This is a genomic window from Asaia bogorensis NBRC 16594, assembly GCF_001547995.1.
GTDB lineage: Bacteria > Pseudomonadota > Alphaproteobacteria > Acetobacterales > Acetobacteraceae > Asaia > Asaia bogorensis.
Genome location: NZ_AP014690.1, coordinates 2,921,808 through 2,945,055, shown reverse-complemented (window position 1 = coordinate 2,945,055; position 23,248 = coordinate 2,921,808). Strand labels below are relative to the sequence as shown.

Below are 23,248 nucleotides of genomic sequence, written 5' to 3'. Positions count from 1 at the left end.
AAAAAGGCAGGTCGGGATAGCGCATGTGCAAGCAGGGTGCGAAGCCGGGTACTATGCCGCCATGTGCTTGCGTAGCAATGCACGGGCCTGGAAAGTAAGGATTGTTTGTCCATGGCCGATGCAAGGCTGAATTCTGTCGCCGTTATCATCCCTTTCTACAATGGCTCGAAATATATCGAGCGGGCGATACAAAGCGTCCTGTCGCAGACTGTTCCCGCCGACGAGTTCCTGATCATTGATGATGGATCGAGCGAGGCGGAGCGCACCGCCCTGGCTGAAATCGCTGCGAGATCCGGTGTCACGGTGCATCGCAAGGAGAATGGCGGGCAGGGAAGCGCACGCAATCTAGGCGTATCGCTTACTCAATCGGCCTATATCTGTTTTCTCGATCAGGACGACTTCTTCCTGAAGAACCATATCGAATTGCTGCTCGAACAGGTCAGGACGAAAGACCCCCATTTCGGCTGGGCCTATGGTGAATTGATGGAGGCCGATGAGGAGGGGCATATTGTCGCTACCTCCATCGCTGCGCGTTACAGCAAGCACCCCAAGATCTCGATAGAGGATCTGCTTGAGCGTGACATGCATGTCCTGCCTTCAGCCTCGATCATCAGCCGGACAGCGTTCGAGGCCGTGGGCGGCTTTGATCCTCAGTTCATGGGTTATGAGGATGACGATCTTTTCCTGCGGATTTTCCGCAAGGGCTATACAAACTACTTCTTCCCGCAAGCTGTAACCGTCTGGTGCATCAACAAGAACAGCACCTCGTACAGCATCCGCATGAGCCGCAGCCGTATGCGCTATATCAGCAAGCTTTGCGGCATGTTCGACTCGGATCCTGAGCGACGTAGCGTGTATGTGCGTGATCTGATCTTTCCGCGCTTTTGCAATCTGATTGCCGGGGAGGCTTTCAAGTCGATCTATTTTTCGCGCTACGAGCACGAAAAACGCATGGCGCAGCATAGCGACGAACTGGTGGGGATGCTTGATACCTTCGCATCTCTGGTGGCGGCTAATACGCGGTTACGCCTTGAGGACCGTCTCAAGCTGCGGCTCTATCAGCTGTGCCTGAGACAAAGGTCACGCCGTATGCTGGTCGTGCCCTATACGATTGCCCGTATTCTGCGCCGTCTCGGTTTGGGTTTTCGCGCCAGGCGGTGATCCCGCCGACGTATGGGAAGTCACCGTCTTGGGTTTGGTGGCGTGCCGAGCGCGATAAGACGGTCAGTTGGAGGTGTTAGGCACAGCGCACCCTTACCTGCCGCCGGTAAAACCGCGGCAGCGCAGAGGACGTCAGGCTGCCTTGGGTAGATCGAGCTGGGTGATCTTCCAGTGCCACTGCTCGAATTTCATATGCACGATGGCTGGTTTCTGACCAGGTGTCGTGATGAGCCCGGCCTCGAAGCGCAGCGGCGAGACGAAATGAGCCGAGAGCCTGCTGTAGAGTTGGCTCATGCTCAGGGAAGCCGCAGGCTGGTGTCCTGTGACCATCTGGGAGGCGAAGGTCATCAGCAGCTCAGGCGTCAGGCGGGTATCGATCGCATGTGAGACGGCGCTGGTCGCGAAGGATGAGCCGAAATCCGGCAGATCGTCAGAAGCTGGCGGTGGTCCGATCAGGGCGTCGATCGCCTCGGTCTTCAGGCTGGTCGTCAGCGCACTCCAGTCGATATGCTGGGCAAGGGTCGTCGTGTCATGCGTGCGCAGGGCAGAGGAAAGCGACCAAAGCGCCAGATAAGGCGAGAGCGCATAGATGCAGACAAGGGCAACCATCAGGGCGCCAGCAATATGAGGCAGCTTCCTGCTGGATGGCCATGACAGCCTGTCCGGGAACGTTGCGAGTTCTACGGGCATTCCTGCCGGGGGCAATCCTGCGGGGTCTCTCATTTCTTTTCTCTGCAACTGGCGAAAGGGACGTGAACACGCAGCCTATGCGTGCCTTTATCGATCAAGCCGGTAACAAGCCTGGTTCCGAATGGCAGATGCCTCTGTTTTCTTCACTGAACATCACTATGCTATGGGATCACGCAGGCTTTTGTCATCTAAATCCTGAAAGCCGATGAAGTTTTCTTTCCAGCCTGGATTCCCTCTTCGCAATGTCGTCCATCTTGTCTGATCTGACCTTCACCGACGAGGAACTGCACCGCTATTCACGCCATATCCTGCTGCCCGAAGTGGGCGCATCGGGGCAGGCAAAGCTGCGCGACTCGTCAGTGCTCGTGATCGGTGCAGGAGGGCTTGGCAGCCCGTTGTCTCTTTATCTCGCCGCGGCGGGTGTCGGTCGCATTGGGCTGGTGGATGATGACAGGGTGGAGCTGAGCAATCTGCAACGGCAGATCCTGTTTTCCACGCAGGATATCGGGGGCGGGAAGGCCGAGCAGGCAGCTGGAAGGCTCGGCGGACTCAATCCGGGTATTGAGGTCGTACCGCATGGCCTGCGCGTGGATGCCGATAATCTGCCCTCACTTGTCAGCCAGTACGACCTTGTTTGTGACGGCAGTGACAACTTCACAACCCGATACGCGGTGGCTGATTGCTGTCATGCCTTGGGCAAAACGCTCGTTTCGGGCGCTGTGCAGCGCTTTGAGGGGAGCCTCTCCACCTTTGCTCCCCATCGTGGTGGCCCCTGCTATCGCTGCCTTTATCCCGATGCCGATGAAAACGCGGCGCTGAGCTGCGGTCAGGCGGGCATTTTCGGCGCGGTTACGGGGGTGATTGGTACGCTGATGGCGACTGAGGCCCTGAAGGAAATCCTGAGTCTTGGGCGCAGCATGAGCGGTCGTGTTCTCATCTGGCAGGCGCTGGAGGCGAGTTTCCGCAGTTTCGATCTCCCAGCCGACCCCGACTGTCCGTGCTGTGGCCGAGGGGCAGGGTCCGGGAGCGGGAGTGAGGGCGTATGATGCGTGTCATGGGCATTACGCTTGCGGATCGCTCGTTCGAACGGGCCCATCACGCTTTTGTGCTCGCAGCTGGGGCTCTGGCTCTGGGGCGTGAAGTTGTCCTCTTTAGTGGGGGGCTGAGTGTTGCGGCGGTGTGCCGGGACTGGTCCTCGCTCGACGACGTGGGGCTCGATCAGATGTTTCAGTCGCGCGGGGTTGCTGGCTTCGAAACGCTGCGTTCCGCCATTTTCGAGCTGGGTGGTGAGGTGCTGGCCTGCGAGGCCGGTATGAAAGCGTCAGGTCTGACGCAGGCCGATCTGTGCCCCGGTGTGCGTATCTGTGGGGTGACGACGTTTCTGGAACGCACGGTCGATGCCCAGATTCTGAGCCTGTGAAGCGGCCCCCCTCTTGCCCCGAACGCCACAACTTGGCACCCATGCACCCATGAAGACATTCCGCATCGTCTACGGCATCGGGCTGGCGATTCTGCTGCCGCTTGGCGCACAGGCAGAAGCCGCGCCCCAGACGACCAAACACGCGACTCACCATCACAAACATGGCGCGGCGCCAGCTTCCGCCAGTGGCAAGAGCTCAGCACACGGTGCTTCTGCCCATCACGGTAAAACGAAAGCGACCGCGGCAAAGGCGACAGACGGAACGACCGCGGGTAGCCGCAAAAAGCGCAAGGCCGCACGTGCGGCGGAGGAAGCCCGGGCGGCTCATGCGCATCATGCGGGCAAGCATCATGTGCGCACGGCCGCAGGTGTCGCTGCCGGTGCCGCTGTAGCGGGTGCGGCGACAGCTGCCGCCCAGCCTGCCACGCCACCTGCCAGTGACGATGCGGCCGCAGCGGCTGCCGCCGCACCTGATGCACCGCCGCAGGACAAGGGAACCAATACGGGTCTGCCCTTGCCGCGCTTCGCCGCAATGCGTGCGGACAAGGTGTTCATGCGCAAGGGGCCAGGTCAGCGCTATCCGATCGAATGGGTCTATCATCGCCGTGGTCTGCCGGTTGAGGTCGAGCGTGAGTTCGACGTCTGGCGTCTGATCGAGGATTCGGACGGTATGAAGGGCTGGGTCCATCAGGCGACGCTCGTCGGACAGCGCACTTTCGTGATTCCGGGGCAACCACCCGAGGGTCATGCCGCTGCGGTGGGTGAGGCCTCGGCCAAATCAGGCGACGTGATTGGCAAGGCCGATGCCCGCGTGCTGGGCTATGTGCCGAACGAGACTGAGGCACGCCAGCGTCAGGGCGATACGCTACTCTACAGCCAGTCGGATGAAAACAGCGCTGTCGTGGCGGTGTTGCAACCCGGGACAGTGGGCACGCTCAAGCTGTGCCCCCAGGGGTCGACATGGTGCAAGGTGGTGGTCAAGGGCTATACGGGATGGCTTCCCAGACGTGTGTTCTGGGGGCTGTTGCCAGGAGAGACGCTTCAGCCTAGCTGAAGCTATGATATGCAACGTGCAGCAAATGGATCGGAGATCAGTATGACGTCCTCACCTCAAGCAGCTTCGGCTCAGGGTACGGGAGTGAAGAAAGAGGCCGAACAGCGCCGCACGAAGATCGTTGCGACCCTCGGCCCGGCCTCCTCCACGCATGAGATGATCCGTACCCTGGCGCTGGCCGGGGCTGACGTGTTTCGCCTGAACTTCTCGCATGGTTCGCATGAAGACCATGCCAAGCGTCACGCCACCATCCGTGATGTTGAAGCCGAACTTGGTCGCCCGCTGGCCATTCTGGCCGACATGCAGGGCCCCAAGCTGCGCGTTGGCACCTTCGCCGATGGCAAGGTGGAACTGATTGAAGGCGCACGCTTCCGTCTGGATCTGGATCGTACGCCGGGTGATGCCCGTCGCGCCTGTCTGCCGCACCCCGAGATCATGCGCGCCGCCGAGCCCGGCAGCCGCCTGCTGCTCGATGACGGCAAGATGCGTCTGCGTGTGATCTCCTGCGATGAAACGCATATGGAGACCGAAGTCGAAGTCGGTGGCTGGCTGTCAGAGCGCAAAGGCGTGAACGTGCCTGACGTTGTGCTGCCCATCCCGGCCCTGACCGAGAAGGACCACAAGGACTTCACCTTCGCGCTCGACCTTGGTGTCGAATACGTGGCCCTTTCTTTCGTGCAGCGCCCCGAGGACGTGCAGGAAGCCAAGGATATTGCCAAGGGTCGCGCCTGGATCATGACCAAGCTCGAAAAGCCGCAGGCCATGGAGCGTCTGAGCGACATCATCGCGCTTTCTGACGCTGTGATGGTGGCGCGTGGCGACCTTGGTGTCGAACTCCCTGCCGAGGAAGTGCCGATTGAGCAGAAGCGTGCCATTCGTGAAGCGCGCTTCCAGGGCAAGCCGGTGATCGTGGCCACACAGATGCTGGAAAGCATGATCACCTCGCCCACCCCGACGCGCGCTGAGGTATCTGACGTCTCGAACGCCGTGTTCGACGGCACCGATGCCGTGATGCTTTCGGCCGAGAGCGCTGCGGGCAAGTATCCTCGCGAAGCCGTCGAGGTGATGGCCCGGGTGACGCGTCGCGTCGAGAATGATCTCGAATGGCGCATGCAGGAAGAGGCCCTTCGCCCTGACAGCGACGGCACGACCGGCGGTGCTATTGCTGAAGCCGCCTGGCATGTTGCCCAGTCGGTCTCGGCTGCTGTGATCGTGGTTTATACGCAGAGCGGCCGTGGCGCCCTGCAGATTGCCCGTGAGCGCGCCGATTGCCCGGTTCTGGCGCTGACGCCGGATGATGAAACCGCACGTCGTCTGAACATGGTCTGGGGCGTACGCGCCATGTCCGTGGGTCAGGAAACGCCGGTTTACGGTGTTGAAGGCGTGGTCGATCAGGCGGTCGGTCTGGCCGTTTCCGAGGGCTATGCCGAGAAGGGTGACAAGCTGGTTCTGCTCGTCGGCCTTCCCTTCGGACAGCAGGGTTCGACCAACACCCTGCGTGTTGTCACGATCTGATCAGGGTCAGGTGCGGGGCTCTGCCCCGCGCCCGGGACAGGGCGCAATCCCTGTATCCCGATTGGTACAGGTAGCCTCCCGAAGGATGAGTGTCCTTCCGTGGCGTGTGGGGCAAAGCCCCACGACTGCCAAATGTACGAGCTCAACATTCCTGCAGTGGCATCGCCCCACATTCCAATGAGCGACGCTTCCCTCAGGACCTGATCCATTCAGACAGGTTTCCAAAGGACGACTGTCCTTTGGTGGGGTATGGGGCAACGCCCCATGACTACGAGCCACCATTTCCTACAGTTGCCAGCAGGCAGAGGCTCAGGCCTGACGATTTTCGAGCAGGGAACGGCGGATGCGTCGACCGCGCGAAATCGTATCGACAATGGTTTTCTCGTCGCCCTCGCGAATGGCCTTGGCCATGGCGGCGGCGTCCTGGCTGAAACGGTCCAGAACGCTCAGCAGGGCGTCGCTGTTGTTCAGGAAGATGTCACGCCACATGGTCGGGTCTGAGGCGGCGATACGGGTGAAATCGCGAAAGCCTGAGGCGGCGAAGTCCAGCACTTCGGCACGCATGTCTTCTGCAAGCGTATCGGCAGTGCCGCAGATGGTGAAGGCGATCAGATGAGGCAGGTGGCTGACCATCGCGCAGATCGTGTCGTGATGATCGACATCCATGATCCGGATACGGGCCCCCATTTCACGCCAGAAAGCCGCAAGACGGTCGATGTCGGTCTGCGGGGCGTGAGGGTCCGGCGTCAGGAGGCACCAACGATCCTCGAACAGGCTGGCAAAGCCGGCATCCGGGCCTGAATGTTCGGTACCGGCCATGGGGTGGGCCGGGATATAGGCAATATCGTCGCGCAGATGGGGTGTGAGGGCGTCAACCACGCTGCGGCGCGTCGAGCCGACATCGGTCAGGATCGCGCCCGCCTTGAAGTGGGGCATGATGGCCTCGGCCACCGGGGCGATAGCCCCGACGGGTACGCAGAGCATGACGCAATCGGCATCGGCGACAGCCTTGGCGAGATCGGCTGTGATCTCGTCGCCCAGATCGAGGGCGCGCACCCGATCGAGCACTGCGGGGTCACGATCGGCGACGACGAGGCGGTTGACCAGACCGGGACGCTCGCGTAGCCGGCGCAGGACGGAGGAGCCGATCAGACCGGGACCAATGACGCAGAGCGTCTCGAACAAGGGCGTGGTCATGAGGCTTCGCTCCGTGAGGATGTGTCAGCGTAATCAAGGGTCGCGTCGGCGGATGTCGGGCGCTTGGGCTGACGCAGGCGGCGCATTTCGGAAAGCTGCCACAGGGCCATGACGGGGATACCGATGGCGATGTCACGGCCACGACGCAGCAGCGACAGACCCAGCGAGATTTCAGCGTCCACGCCGAAAAAATAGCCGAGTGCGACATAAGCGGCTTCCTGAACGCCCAGAGCGGCTGGCACAAGGAACGAGGCGGACATGAGGCCGCAAACGACACCCTCAATGGCGATGGCGCCGACAATACCGATATGGGCGCCCAGCAATTCGAGTGAGAGCCAGGTGATGGCAGCCCCGCCGAGCCAGCAAAGAAGGTGGATGGTGGCACCCAGAGCGATGCGACCGGGGCGTGACCAGAGCTGATCGAGTTCAGCCTGGAAATTGTCCATGTTGTCGATCAGCGAGGTGCGCCAGCCATCTGCAATATGGCGGCCCAGAAAACGGGCGGCATAATGGATGGCAGCCCCGCCACGCTGCTGTGTCCAGATGAAACCGGCGATGCCGAGCGCCAGAAGCGCCATGCCACCCAGAACAGGCCAGGTGAACTTATTGGTACCCGCATGGTCGAACAGGCAGGCGAGGGCGATGATGACGAACACGATCTGACCCAGCACTTCGGTCGTGATATCCACAATATTGGTGGCGACAGCGGCAGGCCATTGGAGCGGGCCGAGTTTGCGGGTGAGGGTAGGGATGCTGCATGTGGCGCGTATGCCAATCACCATGCCGCCAAGCTGGGAGAAGGGCAGGCAGTTCCCGGCAGCGTCACGCACGGCGCGTGAGGCAATGGCCCGAAAGAGCCCAAGTTCGGGACAGGCACTGAACCAGGCAATGCCGAGACCGATATCAACCAGCGCCTGACCACCGACGATGGACGCAAAGCCCCCGATGCCGATACGCTGCATGGCGCTGAAAACATGACCGATGCCAAGCCAGGCCATGATTCCCGTAAGAAGGGCAAGGCCCATGAGGGCGAGAACAAGGGTGAGTGTTTTCAAGGCCAGTCGGTTCCGAACGTCGCAGGGTTGCGGAGGCGCATTGTCTGGCCAGGAACAGGCCCGGCAATGCGGGAGGTTGGACAAAGCTCCTGCGGCAATTTGCGAGTATGTGCGCTGTCGAGTGCTCGCGGCTGTCTACACCAGACAGTCAGTTTTCGCTACTGCGCGGCTCAATATGACGAAAAAGCCATCAGGCGCAGGTTGCTTGTCCTTGCGCGAGCGGTATGGTGCGGTATCGATTTGCAATAAATGAGAGCATCAGGGCCTATCATGGGTGAATACACGCTGATTACCGGCGCGACCGGCTTTGTTGGCTCGGCAGTGGCGCGTATTCTCAAGCAACGGGGCCATCGCATCAGATTGATGGTCCGTGCCGGGGCCGATCTTTCCAACCTTGAGGGGCTCGATGCCGATCTGGTGATTGGCGACCTGACGGCCCCCGAGAGCTTCGGACCGGCGCTGGAAAACTGCCGCTATCTCTTTCATGTAGCGGCGGATTATCGCCTTTGGGTACCGGATCCGGCTGTGATGATGCGGGCCAATGTCGAGGGCACAAGGCGGCTCATGATGGCGGCACTCGATGCCGGGATCGAGCGGGTGGTCTATTGCTCATCCGTGGCGGCGCTGGGGCTGACGAAAGATGGCAGCCCGGCCAATGAGCTGACGCCGGTGACCGAGCACGATGTGATTGGCGTGTACAAGCTCTCCAAATATCGCGCCGAGCAGGAAGTGCTGAAGCTTGTGCGCGAGCGCGGTCTGCCTGCCGTGATCGTGAACCCTTCCACCCCGGTTGGACCGCGTGACATCAAGCCCACGCCCACCGGACAGATGATCGTGGATGTCGCTTCGGGCAACATGCCGGCCTATGTCGATAGTGGCCTGAATATCGTGCACGTGGATGACGTGGCGGAGGGTCATGCGCTGGCGCTCGAAAAGGGCGTGATCGGCGAGAAATATATCCTCGGCGGCGAAAACTACATGCTGGGCGATCTTTTCGCTCTGATTGGCGAGGTCGCCTGTGTCAAACCGCCCCGGATCAAGCTCAAGCAGTCATGGCTGCAGCCGGTTGCTGTCGTATCCGAATGGATGGCGCGAGGTTTCGGTATCGAACCCCGTGTGACGCGAGAGACCCTGGCCATGTCAAGGAAGATGATGTTCTTCACCTCGCTCAAGGCCCAGGAAACCCTTGGCTATGCGCCACGTCCGGCACGTGAGGCGGTGGCTGACGCAGTCACCTGGTTTCGTGAACACGGACGGATTGCCACGAAATGATCAGACATTTCATGGCAGCCTCGGCTCTGGCGGCATGGGGTAAACTGCTTTTCGGGCATGGGCGTTTCTGGCGTACCGGCGAGCGTCTTGCGCCGGGGACCGGAACGACGGGACTGAAATCCGGTGAGAAAATCTGGCCGGATGTGGCCATTGTCGTGCCTGCCCGAGATGAGGCTGAGTCGATCCAGGCCTGTGTGGCGACGCTGGTGCAGCAGGATTACCGCGGCAAGCTGAGCGTGATTGTCGTGGATGACGGCAGTACCGATGGCACGGGCGATCTGGCGCATCGGGTCGCTGATCCTCATGAACGTCTTACCGTACTTACAGGCAAGGCACGTCCTGAGGGATGGAGCGGCAAGCTTTGGGCCGTGCATCAGGGGGAATGTCTGGCGCGAGAAAAACTCGATGCCAATGGGTTCGTGCTGCTGACCGACGCCGATATCCTTCATTCTGCCCTTCATCTTGAGACGCTGGTGGAAAAGGCAGAGCGTGACGGCCTCGACATGGTGTCTGAAATGGTCGTGCTGAACTGTGAAAGCGCAGCAGAACGCCTGCTTGTGCCAGCCTTCGTCTATTTCTTTGCGATGCTCTACCCTTTCGAGAAGGTGAACGACCCGGCCTCGCCGGTGGCGGGAGCTGCAGGCGGGACGATACTCGTCCGTCGGTCCATGCTTGAGCGCATTGGAGGAGTCGAGTCGGTGCGGGGCGCACTGATCGATGACTGCTCACTGGCTGCCGATATCAAGAAGGCGGGTGGCAAGCTGTATCTGGGTCACAGCATGCTGGCATGGTCGATCCGCCCCTATCGGGGGGCTGGTGACATCTGGCGCATGATTGCGCGCACGGCCTATGTGCAGCTGCGCTATTCCCCGATCATTCTGCTTTGCACTGTGCTGGGGATGACGCTGGTCTGGCTGGCGCCTGTTTATTTTGCCCTGTTTGGTCGCGGGCGAGTCAGGGTCATGGGGGGCGCGTCGCTGTTGCTGGCCGTGATCTCCTTCCTGCCCACATTGTCGCGCTTCAAGCTCTCGCCGGTCCGTGCACTGGCCTTGCCGGTCGTTGCTGCCTTTTACATGGCCGCGACCCTTGGATCGGCCGTCGACCATCACCGTGGTCGGGGCGTGCAATGGAAAAGTCGTTTCTATACCGAGGAGACACATGCCTGATGAATGCGATCGGCAAACAGGTTGATCCCGTCTGGGGTGAAGCCGATGTGACTTCGGCCAAGGGCGCGGCTGACGAGAATTTTCCTGTCGGGTCGTTGCTGTTTGCCAAGGGCAACAGGGCGCATGTCACGGCCTACTATAATTTCGCACGGGTTATCGACGATATGGTCGATAACGAGCAGCTCTCTTCCGAAGCCAAGATCGCCCGTTTGCGTGGCATGGAAGAGGTGGTCCGTGGTGAGCGTGAGGCGCCCCAGCGGGCAGATGCCCAGACGGCCGTTATTCTGCGCCGTCATCTGCTTCAGACAGATGTGCCGCTGGAGACAGCCACAGACCTGATCACGGCATTCTGTCAGGATGCTGTGAAGAACCGCTATCAGAGCTGGGACGAGCTGCTCGGTTACTGCCGGTTCTCGGCCAATCCGGTGGGGCGCTTTCTGTTGCTGCTGCATGGTGAGCGCGCAGAAACGCTACCTTTGTCCGATGCGCTGTGCAGCGCCCTTCAGGTGATCAATCATCTGCAGGATGTCACGGCGGATCTGAAGACGCTTGATCGCTCCTATCTGCCGCAGGACATGCTGACGGCGGAGGGCGCCAAGGTGGAGGATGTTCTGCTGGCGCGCAGCAAGCCTGGGCTGCGTCGTGTGTTCGATCATCTGCTGGACGAGGTCGATCATCTCAATCGACAGGCAGCGGCTCTGCCGGGTCTGGTGCGCGATCGTCGCATGCGAGCTTATTGCGCTGTAGTGGTCACGCTCTCGCATCGTCTCGCCGCACGTCTGCGCCGGGAAGATCCGGTCGCAGGGCGCGTCAAGCTGGGCCGTATTGATGCTCTGCAGGCGCTTTTGCGTGGGGTGCTGGGCCTGATTCGTTAGACGGTATCCTGCCGGTCCGGCTTGTTGGAAAGTAAGTCGTTCTGGCCTTGCCAGGCAGCGTTGCACATGACGCCTGTCCTTCAAAGGGGACAGGGGTGCAGCTTATGAGGAGGAAGCCTCTTCTGCGGTGAGGCGGGGCTTTGCCCCGCTTCCCGGAAGGGGACTTGCCCCTGTATCCCGGTCTTTCGACCGGGCGCTTCTGGGGCATAATTCCCTAAACGCTTATGGGGCAAGGCCCGATGAGGAAACGGGTCAGGCCAGAATCTGGTCGAGCGCGGCGCAGAACGCTTCCATGTCCTTCATGGAACCGACACTGACGCGCGACATGGTGGGCCAGATGTCCCAGTTACGGCCGATTTCGACCTTCCTGGCGGCGAAGGCCGTCTTCATCTGCGAAGCGGGCTTCTTCCAGTCCACGAGGAACATGTTGGCCTGGCTGCCGGGCACGATACGGATATTGCGCTTGGCCAGATGATCGAAGGTCATGCTGCGGGCAGCGATCATTTCATCGCGTCGTGCCTTGATTGCGTCGGCCTGGGTCAGGCTGACAGCGCCAGCGGCAAGGGCCACGATGTTCAACATGGAGATCATGTTCGGGCCGTCATAGCGCATCATGCGCTTGTGCAGGTCCGGACGGGCGAAGGAGAGACCCAGACGCAGGCCAGCCATGGCGAACATCTTGGAGAAGGTGCGCAGAACGATCACGTCCTTGCCCTGCTTCACCAGAGAAATCGCGCTCGGCGCACCCGAGAAATGGATATAGGCCTCGTCGACAATGATAACGGAGCCAGCAGGCTTGTTATCGGCCAGCCAGGCAATGTCTTCCAGCGGGGTGACAGTGCCGGTCGGGTTGTTGGGCGAGCAGATGTAATAGGCGCCCGCATTGGGGTCAGCCTTGAGCATGGCGCGGACATCGGTGGCGTAGCCGTTATGGGCCGAGAGCGGCACGCGCGTCAGCTTGATCTTCATCCAATCGGCGGTACGCCAGGCTGCTTCATAGGTCGGGTTGGCCGTGACCAGTCCGCGTTCGGGTGAGCAGAAGGTCACGACCGATCGACAGAGCGGATCGCTTGACCCGGGCCAGGGCAGGATGTGCTCTTCGGAAATGTTCTCCACGGAGGAGGCGGTACGCAGCAGGGTTGAGCGCAGGTGATCGGGCTCATAGCGGTTGCCGAAAGGCACCTGGGCCTGACCGGCGGTGACGGCGCTCGGGAACGGGCCGGTCCAGCACTCATTGCTGCCGATGCGGATCATGTCAGGGTGGCCCACGAACGGGTCATCACCCGGTGCCTTGATGGCGGCGAAGGCGGATGAGCCGAACTGGGTCAGGGCGGCGCTCATGCCGAGCAGGCTTGTCAGGCGGCCAAAATGACGACGTGAATATCCACGTTCGAGCAAATCTTCCTTGGCTTCCTGGGTGAGGGGCGCGGTCATGAGCGTGTCTCCGGTGGCTTTGATACCGGCAAGGTGACGGCTATTCGTTTCGCTTGTCAAATCATTTTCGACACGGAATTGCGACCTGCCGGTCAGTATTCGTTCTTTTCCCCCTTCAGGGGGATGGAAGTCGGAAGATTATTGCCGCCTGCGTAGGTAAGGATCAAGATTGTTGTTGTGTCGCCCGAGACTCCGCGATGGGCATCGTTCACGCTTTCTGCAAAAGCCTCGCCCTGATGGAACACATGGCTGGTGCCACTGGCCTTGTCCTGAATCGTGAGCTGACCTTGCAACACATAGCCTGCATTGGGCACCGGATGGGTGTGCCAGGGCAGAGCCGTGTGGGGCGGTATGGTCAGGCGTATCATGCTCAGCGTCGGCGCACCGGGGGGATAGGCCGTATAGGGCTTGCCGTTCCATGAGCGGTCGGCCTTGAGCAGGTGATCGGCGTGGGCCGAGGCTGTTTCCTGTGCATGGGACTGTCCTGTCACGAACAGCAAGGTCGAGATGACAAGGGTGAACCCGAGCAGGGCGCGTGCACGTCGGCGGATGGGTGGTCTGGCGATGGAGAAGGACATGGGGCAGGGCTCCGGAGGATGGGATAAGGGATGCGAACTGAACGTCTCCCGGGCCGCACGGATTTTGCTGTTTGACCTTTTGCAGGTAAAAGGCGCTGTACTTGGATGATACAGGGATGAAGCGGTGAGCGGGTTTCAACAGGAAGCGGTGCTGGGCTGTTCCACGGCCGATCTTGAGCACGTCCGTGCCATTGTAACCCGGGCTGGCACATCTTTTGCCAAGGGCATGAAGATCCTGCCTGCCGAGAGGCGTTTTGGCATGTTCACGGTCTATGCCTTCTGCCGCGAGGTTGATGACATTGCCGATGGCGATGTGCAGGTGCCCGATCGCGCGCTGGCCCTGAAGGAATGGCATGCCCGTATCGATCGCCTTTATGAGGGCGAGACTCGCGATGCCCTGGACAGGGCCATGGTTGCGACAATCACCCGCTTTGGTCTGCGCAAGGAAGATTTTGCTGCGGTAATCGATGGCATGGCCATGGATGCTTCAGGCCCGATCGTCGCCCCCGATGAGGCAACGCTTGATCTTTACTGCGATCGAGTTGCCTCTGCCGTCGGGCGCTTGTCCGTTCGGGTCTTTGGTGATTCATCGCCTGAGGCGGATCGCGTGGCGCATCATCTGGGGCGTGCCCTGCAGCTGACGAATATCCTGCGTGATATTCAGGAAGATGCCGATCGCGGCCGCCTTTACCTGCCGCGCGAACTGCTCGTGCGTTACAACGTGCCGACCGACCCGCAGGAAGCGGTGTATGCCGTCGGGCTCGACCCGCTGGCCCGTATCCTGGCCGTGCGCGCCAAGGATCATTTCCGCGAAGCAACACGCGCGATGAAGCGATGTGATGGTGTCGCCATGCGCCCCGCGCGCATCATGGCAGCCTCCTATCGCCCCATTCTGACAGCCCTGCTGCGTCGCGGGTGGCGTCATCCGGACCAGCCCGTGAAAATCAGCAAGGCAGCCCGTATCCTGCGCTCCCTCATTGCCTATTATCGCTGACCCATGACGCATGTGCATATCATCGGAGGCGGGCTTGCCGGTCTCTCTGCCGCAGTCGATGTGATCGGTCGTGCCGGCGTGACGGTATACGAGGGGGGGCCAGCCTGTGGCGGGCGGGCGCGTTCTTATTTTGACAAGGCCCTCGATGCGCGGATCGACAATGGCAATCATCTGCTGCTGTCCGCCAACAAGGCGAGTTTCCGTTATCTCGGGCTGATCGGGGCGGAAAAGACCCTTACCGGACCCGGATCCCCGATATTCCCGTGGTTCGATCTCGAGGCGGGTCTTGGCTGGACGCTGCGCCTGTCGCGTGGCCGGTTTCCGTTCTGGGCGCTGTCCAGGGCGCGTCGGGTGCCGGGCATGAAGCTTAGCGAACTGTCCATGCTGGCCCGTATTCTCAAGGCGGGTCCGGATGAGACGGTCAGTGCCTTCATGGGCACGGGTATGCTGACCCATCGGCTTGTCGAGCCCTTCGCCATTTCGGCCCTGAACACACCTCTGGAGACCGCCAGCGCATCGCTGCTGGCCGCGATCGTGCGCGAAACGCTCGCTCTTGGTGGCGAGGCCTGTTGCCCCTGGTATCCGGCCGAGGGGCTTTCGGAGAGTTTTGTTGATCCTGCCATCGCCCATCTGACCCGCCTGCAGGGCGAGGTTCGGTGTGGTACGCGTGTTTCTGGCCTCGACGTGGCACAGGGCCGTGTCACCGCGCTGCGTATTGGTAGCGAGACGGTAGCACTCGGGCCGGAAGACAAGGTGGTCTTTGCGGCCCCTTCACCCGTCGCACGCACCCTGCTCGGGCCGCATCTGCCCGGTTTCGCAGCGCCCGATGCCTATGAAAGCATCATCAACGTGCATTACCGTCTGCCCGCGCCTGTTCAGGCACGAGGGATGCTGGGCAAGGTCGGTTTCGTCGGGCTGGTGGGTGGTGTTGCGGAGTGGATCTATCTCAAGGGCGAGATACTTTCCGTCACCGTAAGTGCTGCGAATCGCTATGCGACCCATGATAATGAGGCGCTGATTGCGACAATCTGGTCGGAGATCCGCCAGTCTGTCGGGCCGGTTGTGGCGGGTGGACTCCCCGAGGCCGTGCCGCCTGTGCGGCTGGTCTGTGAGAAGCGGGCGACCTTTGCCGCAACACCGGCGCAGGACCGCATGCGGCCAGTTGCTCGTACTGCACTGGACAATCTGGCTCTGGCCGGAGACTGGACACAGACAGGGTTCCCTTCGACCATTGAAGGGGCGATCCGTTCAGGCGTCGAGGCAATCAGGGTTCTGGATCTCTGATAACCTGTATGCAGACAATGCTGTCTGTTGCGCGGAAAACTGTGATACGGGCATCTGTCATATCAACGACACATTCAAGCTGGGAAAAGGACAAGGGCGGACAATGTTGATCTATTCCGACGTTCTGGAGCGTCACGAAGCCGAAATTCCGGCCGAGGCGGATATGGGCCAGGTGCGTCAGGCTATCGATTCAGCCCATGCCGCCCTGTCGAACCGGCAGAATGATGATGGCCACTGGGTGTTCGAGCTGGAAGCCGATGCCACAATCCCGGCTGAATATGTGCTGCTCGAGCATTATCTCGATCGTATCGATGATGTGAAGCAGGCCCGTATCGGCAATTATCTACGGCGCACCCAGGGCTCACATGGTGGCTGGGCGCTTTATCACGATGGCGGATTTGACCTCTCTGCTTCCGTGAAAGCCTATTTTGCCCTAAAGGCGGTTGGTGATGATATCGAGGCGCCGCACATGACGCGCGCCCGCGAAGCCATTCTCGACCGGGGAGGCGCTGCGCGCGCCAACGTGTTTACCCGTATCCAGATGGCGCTGTTCGGTGAAGTGCCCTGGCGCGCCACGCCGGTCATGCCGGTCGAGCTGATGCTGATGCCCAAGGCGGCACTCTTCTCGATGTGGAACATGTCGTACTGGTCACGCAGCGTGGTGGCGCCCATGCTCGTTCTGCGCACGCTCGAGCCGCGTGCGATCAACCCGCGCAATATCCACATCCAGGAGCTTTTCATCACCCCGCCCGAAGAGGTGAAGGACTGGATCCGTGGGCCTTACCGCTCGATCTGGGGGCATGTGTTCAAGAAAGTGGACACCATGCTTCGACCGATCGAGCCCCGTTTTCCTGCGGCCTTGCGCAAGAAGGCCATCAAGGTTGCACTCGACTTTATCGAGCCCCGCCTCGGTGAGGGTGGTCTGGGCGCGATCTACCCGGCCATGGCCAATGTGGTGATGATGTATCGCGGCATGGGCGTGCCCGATAACGATCCGCGCGTGGAACTGGCCTGGAAGGGTATCCAGGAATTGCTGGTCAGTAATGGTGATGAGACCTATTGCCAGCCCTGCGTCTCTCCTGTGTGGGATACAGGGCTTTCGGGTCTTGCGCTGGCCGAAGCATCATCAGGTCCCGATGCGACACGCCCCAAGGAAACGCGTGAAGCGCTCAGGCGCAGCATGGACTGGCTTCGCAAGCGCCAGATTCTGAACGTCAAGGGTGACTGGGCCATCAACTGCCCGGATGTGCGCCCCGGCGGCTGGGCGTTTCAGTACGAAAACGACTATTATCCCGATGTGGATGACACAGCCGTTGTCGGCATGCTGCTGAACCGCGAGGACCCCGAGGGAAACCAGGAGGCCATCGCACGCGCCCGCGAGTGGATCGTGGGTATGCAGAGCACCAATGGGGGATGGGGTGCATTCGATATCGACAATGATCTCGATGCGCTCAACCATATTCCCTTCGCCGATCACGGGGCTCTGCTCGACCCCCCGACAGCGGATGTCTCGGCACGATGCGTTTCATTCCTCTGTGAACTGGGTTTCCCGGAAGACCGGCCCGTGATCGAGCGGGGTCTGGCCTATCTGCGTCGCGAGCAGGAACCGGAGGGTTGCTGGTTTGGCCGCTGGGGCACGAATTACATCTACGGCACATGGTCGACCCTGTGTGCGTTCAATATTGCAGGCGTGCCGCATGACGACCCTGCGGTCGAACGTGCTGTAGCGTGGCTTGAGAGCGTGCAGCGTGAGGATGGCGGCTGGGGTGAGGATTGCGCCTCATACGAGGGTGCGACACCGGGAGAGTATGACAAGAGCCTGCCGACCCAGACAGCCTGGGCCATTCTGGGGCTCATGGCCGTCGGACGTCGTGAGACACCGGCGGTAAAGCGCGGGATTTCCTATCTTGTTGCCCAGCAGAACGGTCAGGGTGAGTGGGAAGAGCAGCCCTATAATGCGGTTGGTTTCCCCAAGGTGTTCTATCTGCGTTACCACGGGTACAAGCAGTTCTTCCCGCTCATGGCGCTTTCGCGTTTCCGTAATCTCGGTCTGAGCAATTCAGGCCGCGTCGAGCACGGTTTCTGAAATGCTGGGTGTGTTGGCCGGGCTGGAGGCTGAAGCACGCCTGATCAGGCCCCATGTGCCGCAGTCACCCGTTGCGCTCAGCGGGGCAACGCGTGACGGCGCTCTGCGCGGGATCGAGCGGCTGCTGGCCGCAGGGGCGACGGAACTGCTATCTTTCGGTTGCGCGGCGGGTTTGGCGCCCGATCTGATGCCGGGAGCGATTATCATCCCGCAATGGGTGATGGTCGACGGGCAGCGCCTCAAGACCGATTCCGGGCTTTCACGGCAATTTGGCGTAGGGCGAGACGGGGTGCTGCATGGCGGTATCCTGCACAGCGACACGATTGTTGCGATGGCGACCGAGAAAAACAGCTACCATGCCCAGACAGGCTGCCTGGCTGTCGACATGGAGAGTGGCCTCGTGGCGCGCACCGGCTTGCCTTTTGCCGTGCTGCGCGTGATCTGCGATGACTCCCGGCGTGATCTGCCGCCTGCAGCGCTGGATGTGCTTGATAAAGGGCGTATCTCTCCCTTGCGACTGCTTGCCAGTCTGGGCCGACAGCCCGGGCAGATACCGGCCTTGATGGCGCTTGGACGTGATGCGGCCAAAGCGCGGCGGGCCATGGCAGGATTTCTATCCGGCCTGTCCTGAGCAGATCTCGTCGCCAGACAGTGCGATCTGCATGGAACATTGGATCACTCGCTATGAGTTATCAGGGCCCAAGGTATGGGATCCGTCCACACAGTAAATAATTGTATAGTTTCCGAGTGTGAAATAATTGGAAACAAACGTTAAGGGTGGCGATACCGGGGAAGTTTTGCATCACGCTCCCGGTATCGCCACCCTTATGAACGATAATACTATGGCCGAAAATAGGCACTGATTTGTAAAGGTATCTTTTTCCAGGTTTTTTGGTGCCGTTTCATTGGCGCGCTTTATCTTGGAGAAATTCAGGATGTGATAATGTCGGTCAGAAAACAGCGCTCAAAGTATCGCTGCCTCTGTATCGTCTCTTCCTGCTGCTTAGGGGAAGCTCGAAGGCGCTTCTTGCGCGCTAGCGTTAGCAAGCCACACTGATGGTGTCTCTCGGTTCACTTGCTGCATTCTCGACGTCCACCAGGTCTCGTTATGAGAGGGGATGTTATAGATAACAAAACTATGAGATATGGCTGTTTCTTCTGGCCCCTTGTTTGTTACCTGTGTCACGGTCCTCTCGTGAAGGGATGATCCGGCGTTCGTTCTGGACGTGATCGGATTACCCCACGGCTGATGTAACGTCACAGGCCATCCGGGTCTTTGACCGAACATGCCGATGAAAGTTGGGCAATGTCATGTCCCTGTATGTCGGGTAAGGCCGATTGCTTCTCGGGAGGGCTGTAAAGCTCGTCATGCAGAACAGTCGGGACAGTTCAGGGCCGCTTTCAAAAAGGGAGAGATTCCTGATGAATATGCCTGCATTCTGCTTTCAAACCGTACCGACAATCAGGATGGAATGGGGAGGGATCTCTGGCCTCGGGCAGGATCTCAAAGGCAGGTTTTCTGTGGCCTCTGTGCTTCTGGTGACGGATCGCGGTCTGGCCCGTTCAGGCTTGCTGGAGCCTGTTGTCGCGTCTCTGTCTGCCGCCGGTCTGAAGATCACGCTGTTTGATGGCGTCGTTGCTGATCCTCCCGAGGCCGTATTGCTGGAATGTGTGGCCGTCGGTCGGGAGGCTGCAGTGGAACTGGTGCTGGGGTTGGGCGGCGGGTCATCGCTCGACGTTGCCAAAATGGCGGCGGTGCTGCTTGGCACGACGCATCAGCCTCTTGCAGACATGTACGGTGTGGATCGTGTCGAGGGCAGGCGGCTGCCTCTCGTCCAGGTGCCCACCACTTCCGGGACGGGGTCAGAGGTGACGAACGTGGCAGTCATCACCCTTGATGGAACGAGAAAGAGCGGTGTGGTCGCCTCGCAGCTTTTTGCCGATTATGTGCTGCTCGATGCGGAACTGACACGCGGTCTACCGCCTCTCCAGACGGCGGCGACCGGACTGGATGCGATGGTCCATGCCATAGAGGCCTATACAGGCAAACGACGCAAGAATCCTGTGTCGGACCATCTCGCCCGATCGGCCCTGCGCTTGCTGGGCAGGAATCTGGTTACAGCATGCCGGGAACCCGAGAATCGCCCTGCGCGCGAGGCGATGTTGCTCGGCGCCATGCTGGCCGGGCAGGCCTTTTCCAATTCACCGGTTGGTCTCGTTCACGGCATGGCTTATCCGCTTGGCGGGTATTTCCATGTGCCGCATGGTTTGTCCAACGCACTGATGCTTGCTCATGTGCTCCGGTTCAACATGCGTGAAGCGGCCGGGCTCTACGCTGAACTTGGCGATGATCTCGGCGTGACGCAGGGCGGTACGCCCGCCGAAAAGGCAGAGACATTCATTCGCTTCATGGAAAATCTGATGGACGAAAGTGGTCTGCCGCGTCGTCTGCGCGATGTCGGGGTCACCGAGGACTCGCTGCCCTCTCTGGTAGCGGATGCGATAACCCAGACCCGTGTTCTCGTGAACAACCCTGTCCTGATCACCGAGAATGAGATGATCGGGCTGTATCGTCAGGCGTTCTGAAAACCGCAGAAATCTCGCTTTGTGCCTCAGGCGGCCGGAGCGAGATAACGTTCCACGAGGCCGATGAAAAGTGCTGCGCCGGGGAGGATGTTGTCGTCGTTGAAATCGAACCCGCCATTATGGAGCGGGGTGCCGTTGCAGCCCTCGGTACCATTGCCGATGAACCAGTAGCAGCCATTGGGATGCGCCTGCAGCATGAAGGCAAAATCCTCGCTCCCCATGAAGGGCGGGCTGTCATGGCAATGATCTGCTCCGAACAACGCGGCGGCGGTGCTGCGGGCAAAGTCGATGGCCTTGCCGTCATTGACCAGCACAGGGCTGCCATTCAGATGCTCGACCACGGCCGCGCAGTCATGGGCGGCTGCCGTGTTGGTGGCAATGTCGCTGACGCGTTTGAGAACCAGCTGGCGGATTTCATCGGTCATGGTGCGGATGCTCAGAAGCAGCTCGGCCTTGTCAGGGATGACATTGGCCGCACTGCCGGAATTGAGCGCACCAATCGTCACCACGGCAGGCGCAAAGGGATCGACATTGCGCGAGACGATGCTTTGCAGGGCCAGCACCAGCTGGGCAGAAGCGACGACCGGATCATGTGACTTCTGGGGGAAGGCACCATGACCGCCCGTACCCTTGAGCGTGATGCGCACGGTATCCGACGACGCCATGCTCGCATTTTTGTGGAAATAGAAATTACCGCTGGGGAAGCCGGGCATGTTGTGCTGGGCAAACAGGATATCGCAGGGGTATTTCTTGAACAGCCCGTCATCGATCATGCGGCTTCCGCCACACAGGAGTTCCTCGGCAGGCTGGAATATCAGATGCAGAATACCATCGAAGGGCTTTTTCTCGGCAAGATAGCGTGCGGCGCAAAGCAGCATCGTGGTGTGGCCATCATGGCCGCACATATGGGAAACGCCTGACTGGGCGCTCTGCCAGGGCAGACCGGTCTTTTCGAGAATGGGAAGCGCATCCATCTCGGCACGCAGCCCGATAACCTTGTTGCTGGTTCCATTGCGCAGCGTGGCGACAAGACCGGTACCGGCAAAGCCGCGTTCGATCGTGTAGCCCCATGACTGGAGCTTTTCAGCGACCATATCGCTGGTGCGTTTTTCATCAAAACCGAGCTCGGGATGAGTATGCAGATCATGCCTCAGGGCAACGAACTCATCCTTGAACGACGCAAGATCCTTGAGAAGGGTAGACACTGTGGCAGCCTCTTTCATTCATGCGGGCCTCTGGCAATGGGGCCCTGCTTGACTGAGTCAACGATTATCGAGGCGGAGTGGTTGGCGCTGACGGGGTATCACAAGATGACGATCCGCAAGTCTGCGCCGGTTTGCCGTGGCGACGGGGAGGCGAGGGCAAGGCAAACACAGCACATCCTGTGGATGGGCTGTGTGATGGCTGAAGGCCAATGGCTTATCGGGTCTGGTTATTCAGCCCTGACCGAGCCCCGTTCGGCTGATCAGGATGAGATAGAACAGGAATACGGCATCGAGCCCGAGCACCATTGGGGTGAGGCGGACAAACTGCCGCGTGACGACGAGCATGAGGGAGTAGAACAGCAGCCCGAGCGCAAGGCTGATCATGAAATTACCGGTGAGCACGGCAATGAGCAGCATGAAGGCCGGTGTCAGCAAGGCCTCTTGCGAATGGTTGGCGGCCTGCCCCAGAGCAGAAAGCATCGAGAGGCCGACGAGGATGAGCACCGGTGCGGTTGCCTCGGGGGGAATCATGACGATGAGCGGCCAAAGCACAGAAGAGGCAGCAAAAAGCAGCGCCACGACCAGCGCTGTCAGCCCCGTCCGACCGCCAGCCTCGACCCCCACAAGGCTTTCCACATAGGCCGAGACCGTGCTGGTGCCGAGCGCTGAACCGATGATGCTGGCAGACCCGTCAGCCGCAAAAGCGGCGCGCCCGAGCAGGGTGGTGCCATCAGGTTTTGTCAGGCGTGCCCTGTTGGCGACACTGTACATGGTGCCTGTCGCATCGAAGAAATCGCTGATCAGAAAATAGAGCGTGATGGGCAGCAGCAATTCGAGATGGGAGAAGAAATCTCCGAAGTTGAACGGGAAAAGCAGGTGGGTGGGATAATGCGGCCATTCGACCACCTGGCTTGGCAGGCTTGCCATAGGATGGCCGTTCTTGTGCACGAACAGGCTGACAAGTGTGACGGCCAGAATGGTGATGAGCATCCCGGCGGGGACGCGCATTACCATGAAGACACCGGCCAGAAACACGCCGAACAGCGTCAGCAGCACTGAAGGGTCGCTGAGGGCGCCAAAATGGAATCCATCGCCTGCCGGGACAGCAAGGCCACCTGTCACCATGCCGATACGGGCAATGAAGATCCCGATAGCGACCTGAATGCCGAGCACGATCGGTTCGGGAAAAGCCTGGATGATGCGATGCCGGAGTTTCGTGACGGATAGCGCGGTAAAGGCCACGCCTCCGAGCAGCACGATGGTGAACGCTGTGCGCACATCGACATGCATCTGCCTGACCACGATCTGGGCAAAGATCGCGTTGCTGCTCATGGCGGGGGCCAGCGCAATGGGCATATTGGCAAACAGCGCCATGAGCAGCGTGCCGCAGATGGCTGCGGCAATGGTGGTCATGATCATGTCATGCTGGGCGAGCCCGGCATTGGCCATGATGGCAGGGTTGACCGCCATGATATAGGCCATGGCACCGAATGTCGTGAGACCAGCCAGCACTTCGCGCTGAATGGTCGAGCCGCGCTGACCGATACTGAAGCGACGTTCCAGCCAGGAGGAAAAGGGAGAGGCAGACACGTAGGGCGGGCTCCGGGCAGGAAAGGGGCGTCGCGTTCTTCTAGGTGGGCAGGGGGCGTGACGACAAGGGGTATGAGGCGTCTCCC

General features: G+C 60.4%; 20 protein-coding genes. 13 read left to right on the top strand and 7 right to left on the bottom strand.

Annotated features, from left to right (window positions below):
* Positions 1–111 precede the first annotated feature (111 nt).
* Positions 112–1,161: a glycosyltransferase family 2 protein gene (locus Asbog_RS12930; protein ID WP_083510881.1), complete on the top strand. Its 1,050-nt coding sequence runs from the start codon at positions 112–114 to the stop codon at positions 1,159–1,161.
* 132 nt (positions 1,162–1,293) lie between these two features.
* Here Asbog_RS12930 and Asbog_RS12925 read toward each other — a convergent pair whose 3' ends face one another.
* Positions 1,294–1,851, bottom strand: coding sequence for a DUF2939 domain-containing protein (locus Asbog_RS12925; protein ID WP_171840706.1), 558 nt, complete (start codon positions 1,849–1,851; stop codon positions 1,294–1,296).
* 242 nt (positions 1,852–2,093) lie between these two features.
* Between Asbog_RS12925 and Asbog_RS12920 the strand changes: the two genes are divergently transcribed.
* Genes Asbog_RS12920 through pyk form a run of 4 tightly spaced genes read left to right on the top strand, consistent with a single transcriptional unit; the run spans position 2,094 to position 5,840 of the window.
* Complete coding sequence (locus Asbog_RS12920; RefSeq protein ID WP_371861691.1) at positions 2,094–2,897, top strand: HesA/MoeB/ThiF family protein; 804 nt, start codon at positions 2,094–2,096, stop codon at positions 2,895–2,897.
* On the top strand, positions 2,894–3,271 hold the full coding sequence (locus Asbog_RS12915; protein WP_062165440.1) for a DsrE/DsrF/DrsH-like family protein: 378 nt from the start codon (positions 2,894–2,896) through the stop codon (positions 3,269–3,271). The genes Asbog_RS12920 and Asbog_RS12915 overlap by 4 nt, the downstream gene beginning before the upstream one ends.
* Before the next feature lie 49 nt (positions 3,272–3,320).
* Complete coding sequence (locus Asbog_RS12910; RefSeq protein WP_062165439.1) at positions 3,321–4,325, top strand: SH3 domain-containing protein; 1,005 nt, start codon at positions 3,321–3,323, stop codon at positions 4,323–4,325.
* 42 nt (positions 4,326–4,367) lie between these two features.
* Positions 4,368–5,840 carry a pyruvate kinase gene (gene pyk, locus Asbog_RS12905; RefSeq protein ID WP_083511014.1) on the top strand — a complete coding sequence of 491 codons (1,473 nt, stop codon included), beginning with the start codon at positions 4,368–4,370 and terminating at the stop codon, positions 5,838–5,840.
* A 309-nt stretch (positions 5,841–6,149) separates the two neighbouring features.
* Here pyk and Asbog_RS12900 read toward each other — a convergent pair whose 3' ends face one another.
* Both Asbog_RS12900 and Asbog_RS12895 read right to left on the bottom strand, forming a co-directional pair.
* Entirely contained in the window at positions 6,150–7,037 is an 888-nt protein-coding gene (locus Asbog_RS12900; protein ID WP_062165437.1) for a prephenate dehydrogenase/arogenate dehydrogenase family protein, read from the bottom strand.
* Positions 7,034–8,092: a lysylphosphatidylglycerol synthase domain-containing protein gene (locus Asbog_RS12895; protein WP_062165436.1), complete on the bottom strand. Its 1,059-nt coding sequence runs from the start codon at positions 8,090–8,092 to the stop codon at positions 7,034–7,036. Before Asbog_RS12895 ends, Asbog_RS12900 begins: the two co-directional genes overlap by 4 nt.
* Positions 8,093–8,362: 270 nt before the next feature.
* Here Asbog_RS12895 and hpnA point away from each other — a divergent pair, with 270 nt between their 5' ends.
* From hpnA to hpnC, 3 genes are read left to right on the top strand one after another with little or no spacing between them, the layout of a single operon-like run.
* Positions 8,363–9,364, top strand: a complete 1,002-nt coding sequence (hpnA, locus tag Asbog_RS12890; RefSeq protein ID WP_062165435.1) for a hopanoid-associated sugar epimerase — start codon at positions 8,363–8,365, stop codon at positions 9,362–9,364.
* The gene (locus tag Asbog_RS12885) at positions 9,361–10,530 is read left to right on the top strand and encodes a glycosyltransferase (RefSeq protein WP_062165434.1); all 1,170 of its coding nucleotides are present in this window, start codon (positions 9,361–9,363) and stop codon (positions 10,528–10,530) included. The genes hpnA and Asbog_RS12885 overlap by 4 nt, the downstream gene beginning before the upstream one ends.
* A complete protein-coding gene (gene hpnC / locus Asbog_RS12880) occupies positions 10,530–11,405 on the top strand; it encodes a squalene synthase HpnC (RefSeq protein ID WP_062165433.1) in 876 nt (291 codons plus the stop codon). Before Asbog_RS12885 ends, hpnC begins: the two co-directional genes overlap by 1 nt.
* Before the next feature lie 252 nt (positions 11,406–11,657).
* Here hpnC and Asbog_RS12875 read toward each other — a convergent pair whose 3' ends face one another.
* Positions 11,658–12,839: a pyridoxal phosphate-dependent aminotransferase gene (locus Asbog_RS12875; RefSeq protein WP_062166009.1), complete on the bottom strand. Its 1,182-nt coding sequence runs from the start codon at positions 12,837–12,839 to the stop codon at positions 11,658–11,660.
* Between the two features lie 92 nt (positions 12,840–12,931).
* On the bottom strand, positions 12,932–13,417 hold the full coding sequence (locus Asbog_RS12870; protein WP_062165432.1) for a cupin domain-containing protein: 486 nt from the start codon (positions 13,415–13,417) through the stop codon (positions 12,932–12,934).
* A 124-nt stretch (positions 13,418–13,541) separates the two neighbouring features.
* On the opposite strand from Asbog_RS12870, the gene hpnD reads away from it, so the two are divergent.
* The 5 genes from hpnD to Asbog_RS12845 all read left to right on the top strand — a co-directional run bounded on the left by hpnD (position 13,542) and on the right by Asbog_RS12845 (position 20,367).
* On the top strand, positions 13,542–14,411 hold the full coding sequence (gene hpnD / locus Asbog_RS12865; RefSeq protein WP_062165431.1) for a presqualene diphosphate synthase HpnD: 870 nt from the start codon (positions 13,542–13,544) through the stop codon (positions 14,409–14,411).
* 3 nt (positions 14,412–14,414) lie between these two features.
* The gene (hpnE, locus tag Asbog_RS12860; RefSeq protein WP_062165430.1) at positions 14,415–15,695 is read left to right on the top strand and encodes a hydroxysqualene dehydroxylase HpnE; all 1,281 of its coding nucleotides are present in this window, start codon (positions 14,415–14,417) and stop codon (positions 15,693–15,695) included.
* A gap of 163 nt (positions 15,696–15,858) precedes the next feature.
* Positions 15,859–17,781, top strand: a complete 1,923-nt coding sequence (gene shc / locus Asbog_RS12855; RefSeq protein ID WP_231944720.1) for a squalene--hopene cyclase — start codon at positions 15,859–15,861, stop codon at positions 17,779–17,781.
* Between the two features lies 1 nt (position 17,782).
* On the top strand, positions 17,783–18,412 hold the full coding sequence (locus tag Asbog_RS12850; protein ID WP_062165428.1) for a nucleoside phosphorylase-I family protein: 630 nt from the start codon (positions 17,783–17,785) through the stop codon (positions 18,410–18,412).
* A 791-nt stretch (positions 18,413–19,203) separates the two neighbouring features.
* Complete coding sequence (locus tag Asbog_RS12845) at positions 19,204–20,367, top strand: iron-containing alcohol dehydrogenase (RefSeq protein WP_062165427.1); 1,164 nt, start codon at positions 19,204–19,206, stop codon at positions 20,365–20,367.
* Positions 20,368–20,393: 26 nt separating this feature from the next.
* Here the strand turns inward: Asbog_RS12845 and Asbog_RS12840 are convergent, their stop codons facing one another.
* On the bottom strand, positions 20,394–21,572 hold the full coding sequence (locus tag Asbog_RS12840) for a M20 aminoacylase family protein (protein WP_197669047.1): 1,179 nt from the start codon (positions 21,570–21,572) through the stop codon (positions 20,394–20,396).
* A 231-nt stretch (positions 21,573–21,803) separates the two neighbouring features.
* Positions 21,804–23,162 (bottom strand): NCS2 family permease, encoded by a 1,359-nt coding sequence (locus Asbog_RS12835; protein WP_062165425.1) that lies wholly within the window; start codon positions 23,160–23,162, stop codon positions 21,804–21,806.
* Between the last annotated feature and the right edge of the window lie 86 nt (positions 23,163–23,248).

What these genes read in the sequence shown, in the direction of transcription:
- Asbog_RS12875 (WP_062166009.1), bottom strand. Translation starts at nt 12,839, where the DNA reads ATGACCGCGCCCCTCACCCAGGAAGCCAAGGAAGATTTGCTCGAACGT.
- Asbog_RS12910 (WP_062165439.1), top strand. Translation starts at nt 3,321, where the DNA reads ATGAAGACATTCCGCATCGTCTACGGCATCGGGCTGGCGATTCTGCTG.
- Asbog_RS12915 (WP_062165440.1), top strand. Translation starts at nt 2,894, where the DNA reads ATGATGCGTGTCATGGGCATTACGCTTGCGGATCGCTCGTTCGAACGG.
- Asbog_RS12930 (WP_083510881.1), top strand. Translation starts at nt 112, where the DNA reads ATGGCCGATGCAAGGCTGAATTCTGTCGCCGTTATCATCCCTTTCTAC.
- Asbog_RS12925 (WP_171840706.1), bottom strand. Translation starts at nt 1,851, where the DNA reads ATGCCCGTAGAACTCGCAACGTTCCCGGACAGGCTGTCATGGCCATCC.
- hpnA (WP_062165435.1), top strand. Translation starts at nt 8,363, where the DNA reads ATGGGTGAATACACGCTGATTACCGGCGCGACCGGCTTTGTTGGCTCG.
- hpnE (WP_062165430.1), top strand. Translation starts at nt 14,415, where the DNA reads ATGACGCATGTGCATATCATCGGAGGCGGGCTTGCCGGTCTCTCTGCC.
- hpnC (WP_062165433.1), top strand. Translation starts at nt 10,530, where the DNA reads ATGAATGCGATCGGCAAACAGGTTGATCCCGTCTGGGGTGAAGCCGAT.
- pyk (WP_083511014.1), top strand. Translation starts at nt 4,368, where the DNA reads ATGACGTCCTCACCTCAAGCAGCTTCGGCTCAGGGTACGGGAGTGAAG.
- shc (WP_231944720.1), top strand. Translation starts at nt 15,859, where the DNA reads ATGGGCCAGGTGCGTCAGGCTATCGATTCAGCCCATGCCGCCCTGTCG.
- Asbog_RS12845 (WP_062165427.1), top strand. Translation starts at nt 19,204, where the DNA reads ATGAATATGCCTGCATTCTGCTTTCAAACCGTACCGACAATCAGGATG.
- Asbog_RS12850 (WP_062165428.1), top strand. Translation starts at nt 17,783, where the DNA reads ATGCTGGGTGTGTTGGCCGGGCTGGAGGCTGAAGCACGCCTGATCAGG.
- Asbog_RS12900 (WP_062165437.1), bottom strand. Translation starts at nt 7,037, where the DNA reads ATGACCACGCCCTTGTTCGAGACGCTCTGCGTCATTGGTCCCGGTCTG.
- Asbog_RS12870 (WP_062165432.1), bottom strand. Translation starts at nt 13,417, where the DNA reads ATGTCCTTCTCCATCGCCAGACCACCCATCCGCCGACGTGCACGCGCC.
- Asbog_RS12885 (WP_062165434.1), top strand. Translation starts at nt 9,361, where the DNA reads ATGATCAGACATTTCATGGCAGCCTCGGCTCTGGCGGCATGGGGTAAA.
- Asbog_RS12920 (WP_371861691.1), top strand. Translation starts at nt 2,094, where the DNA reads ATGTCGTCCATCTTGTCTGATCTGACCTTCACCGACGAGGAACTGCAC.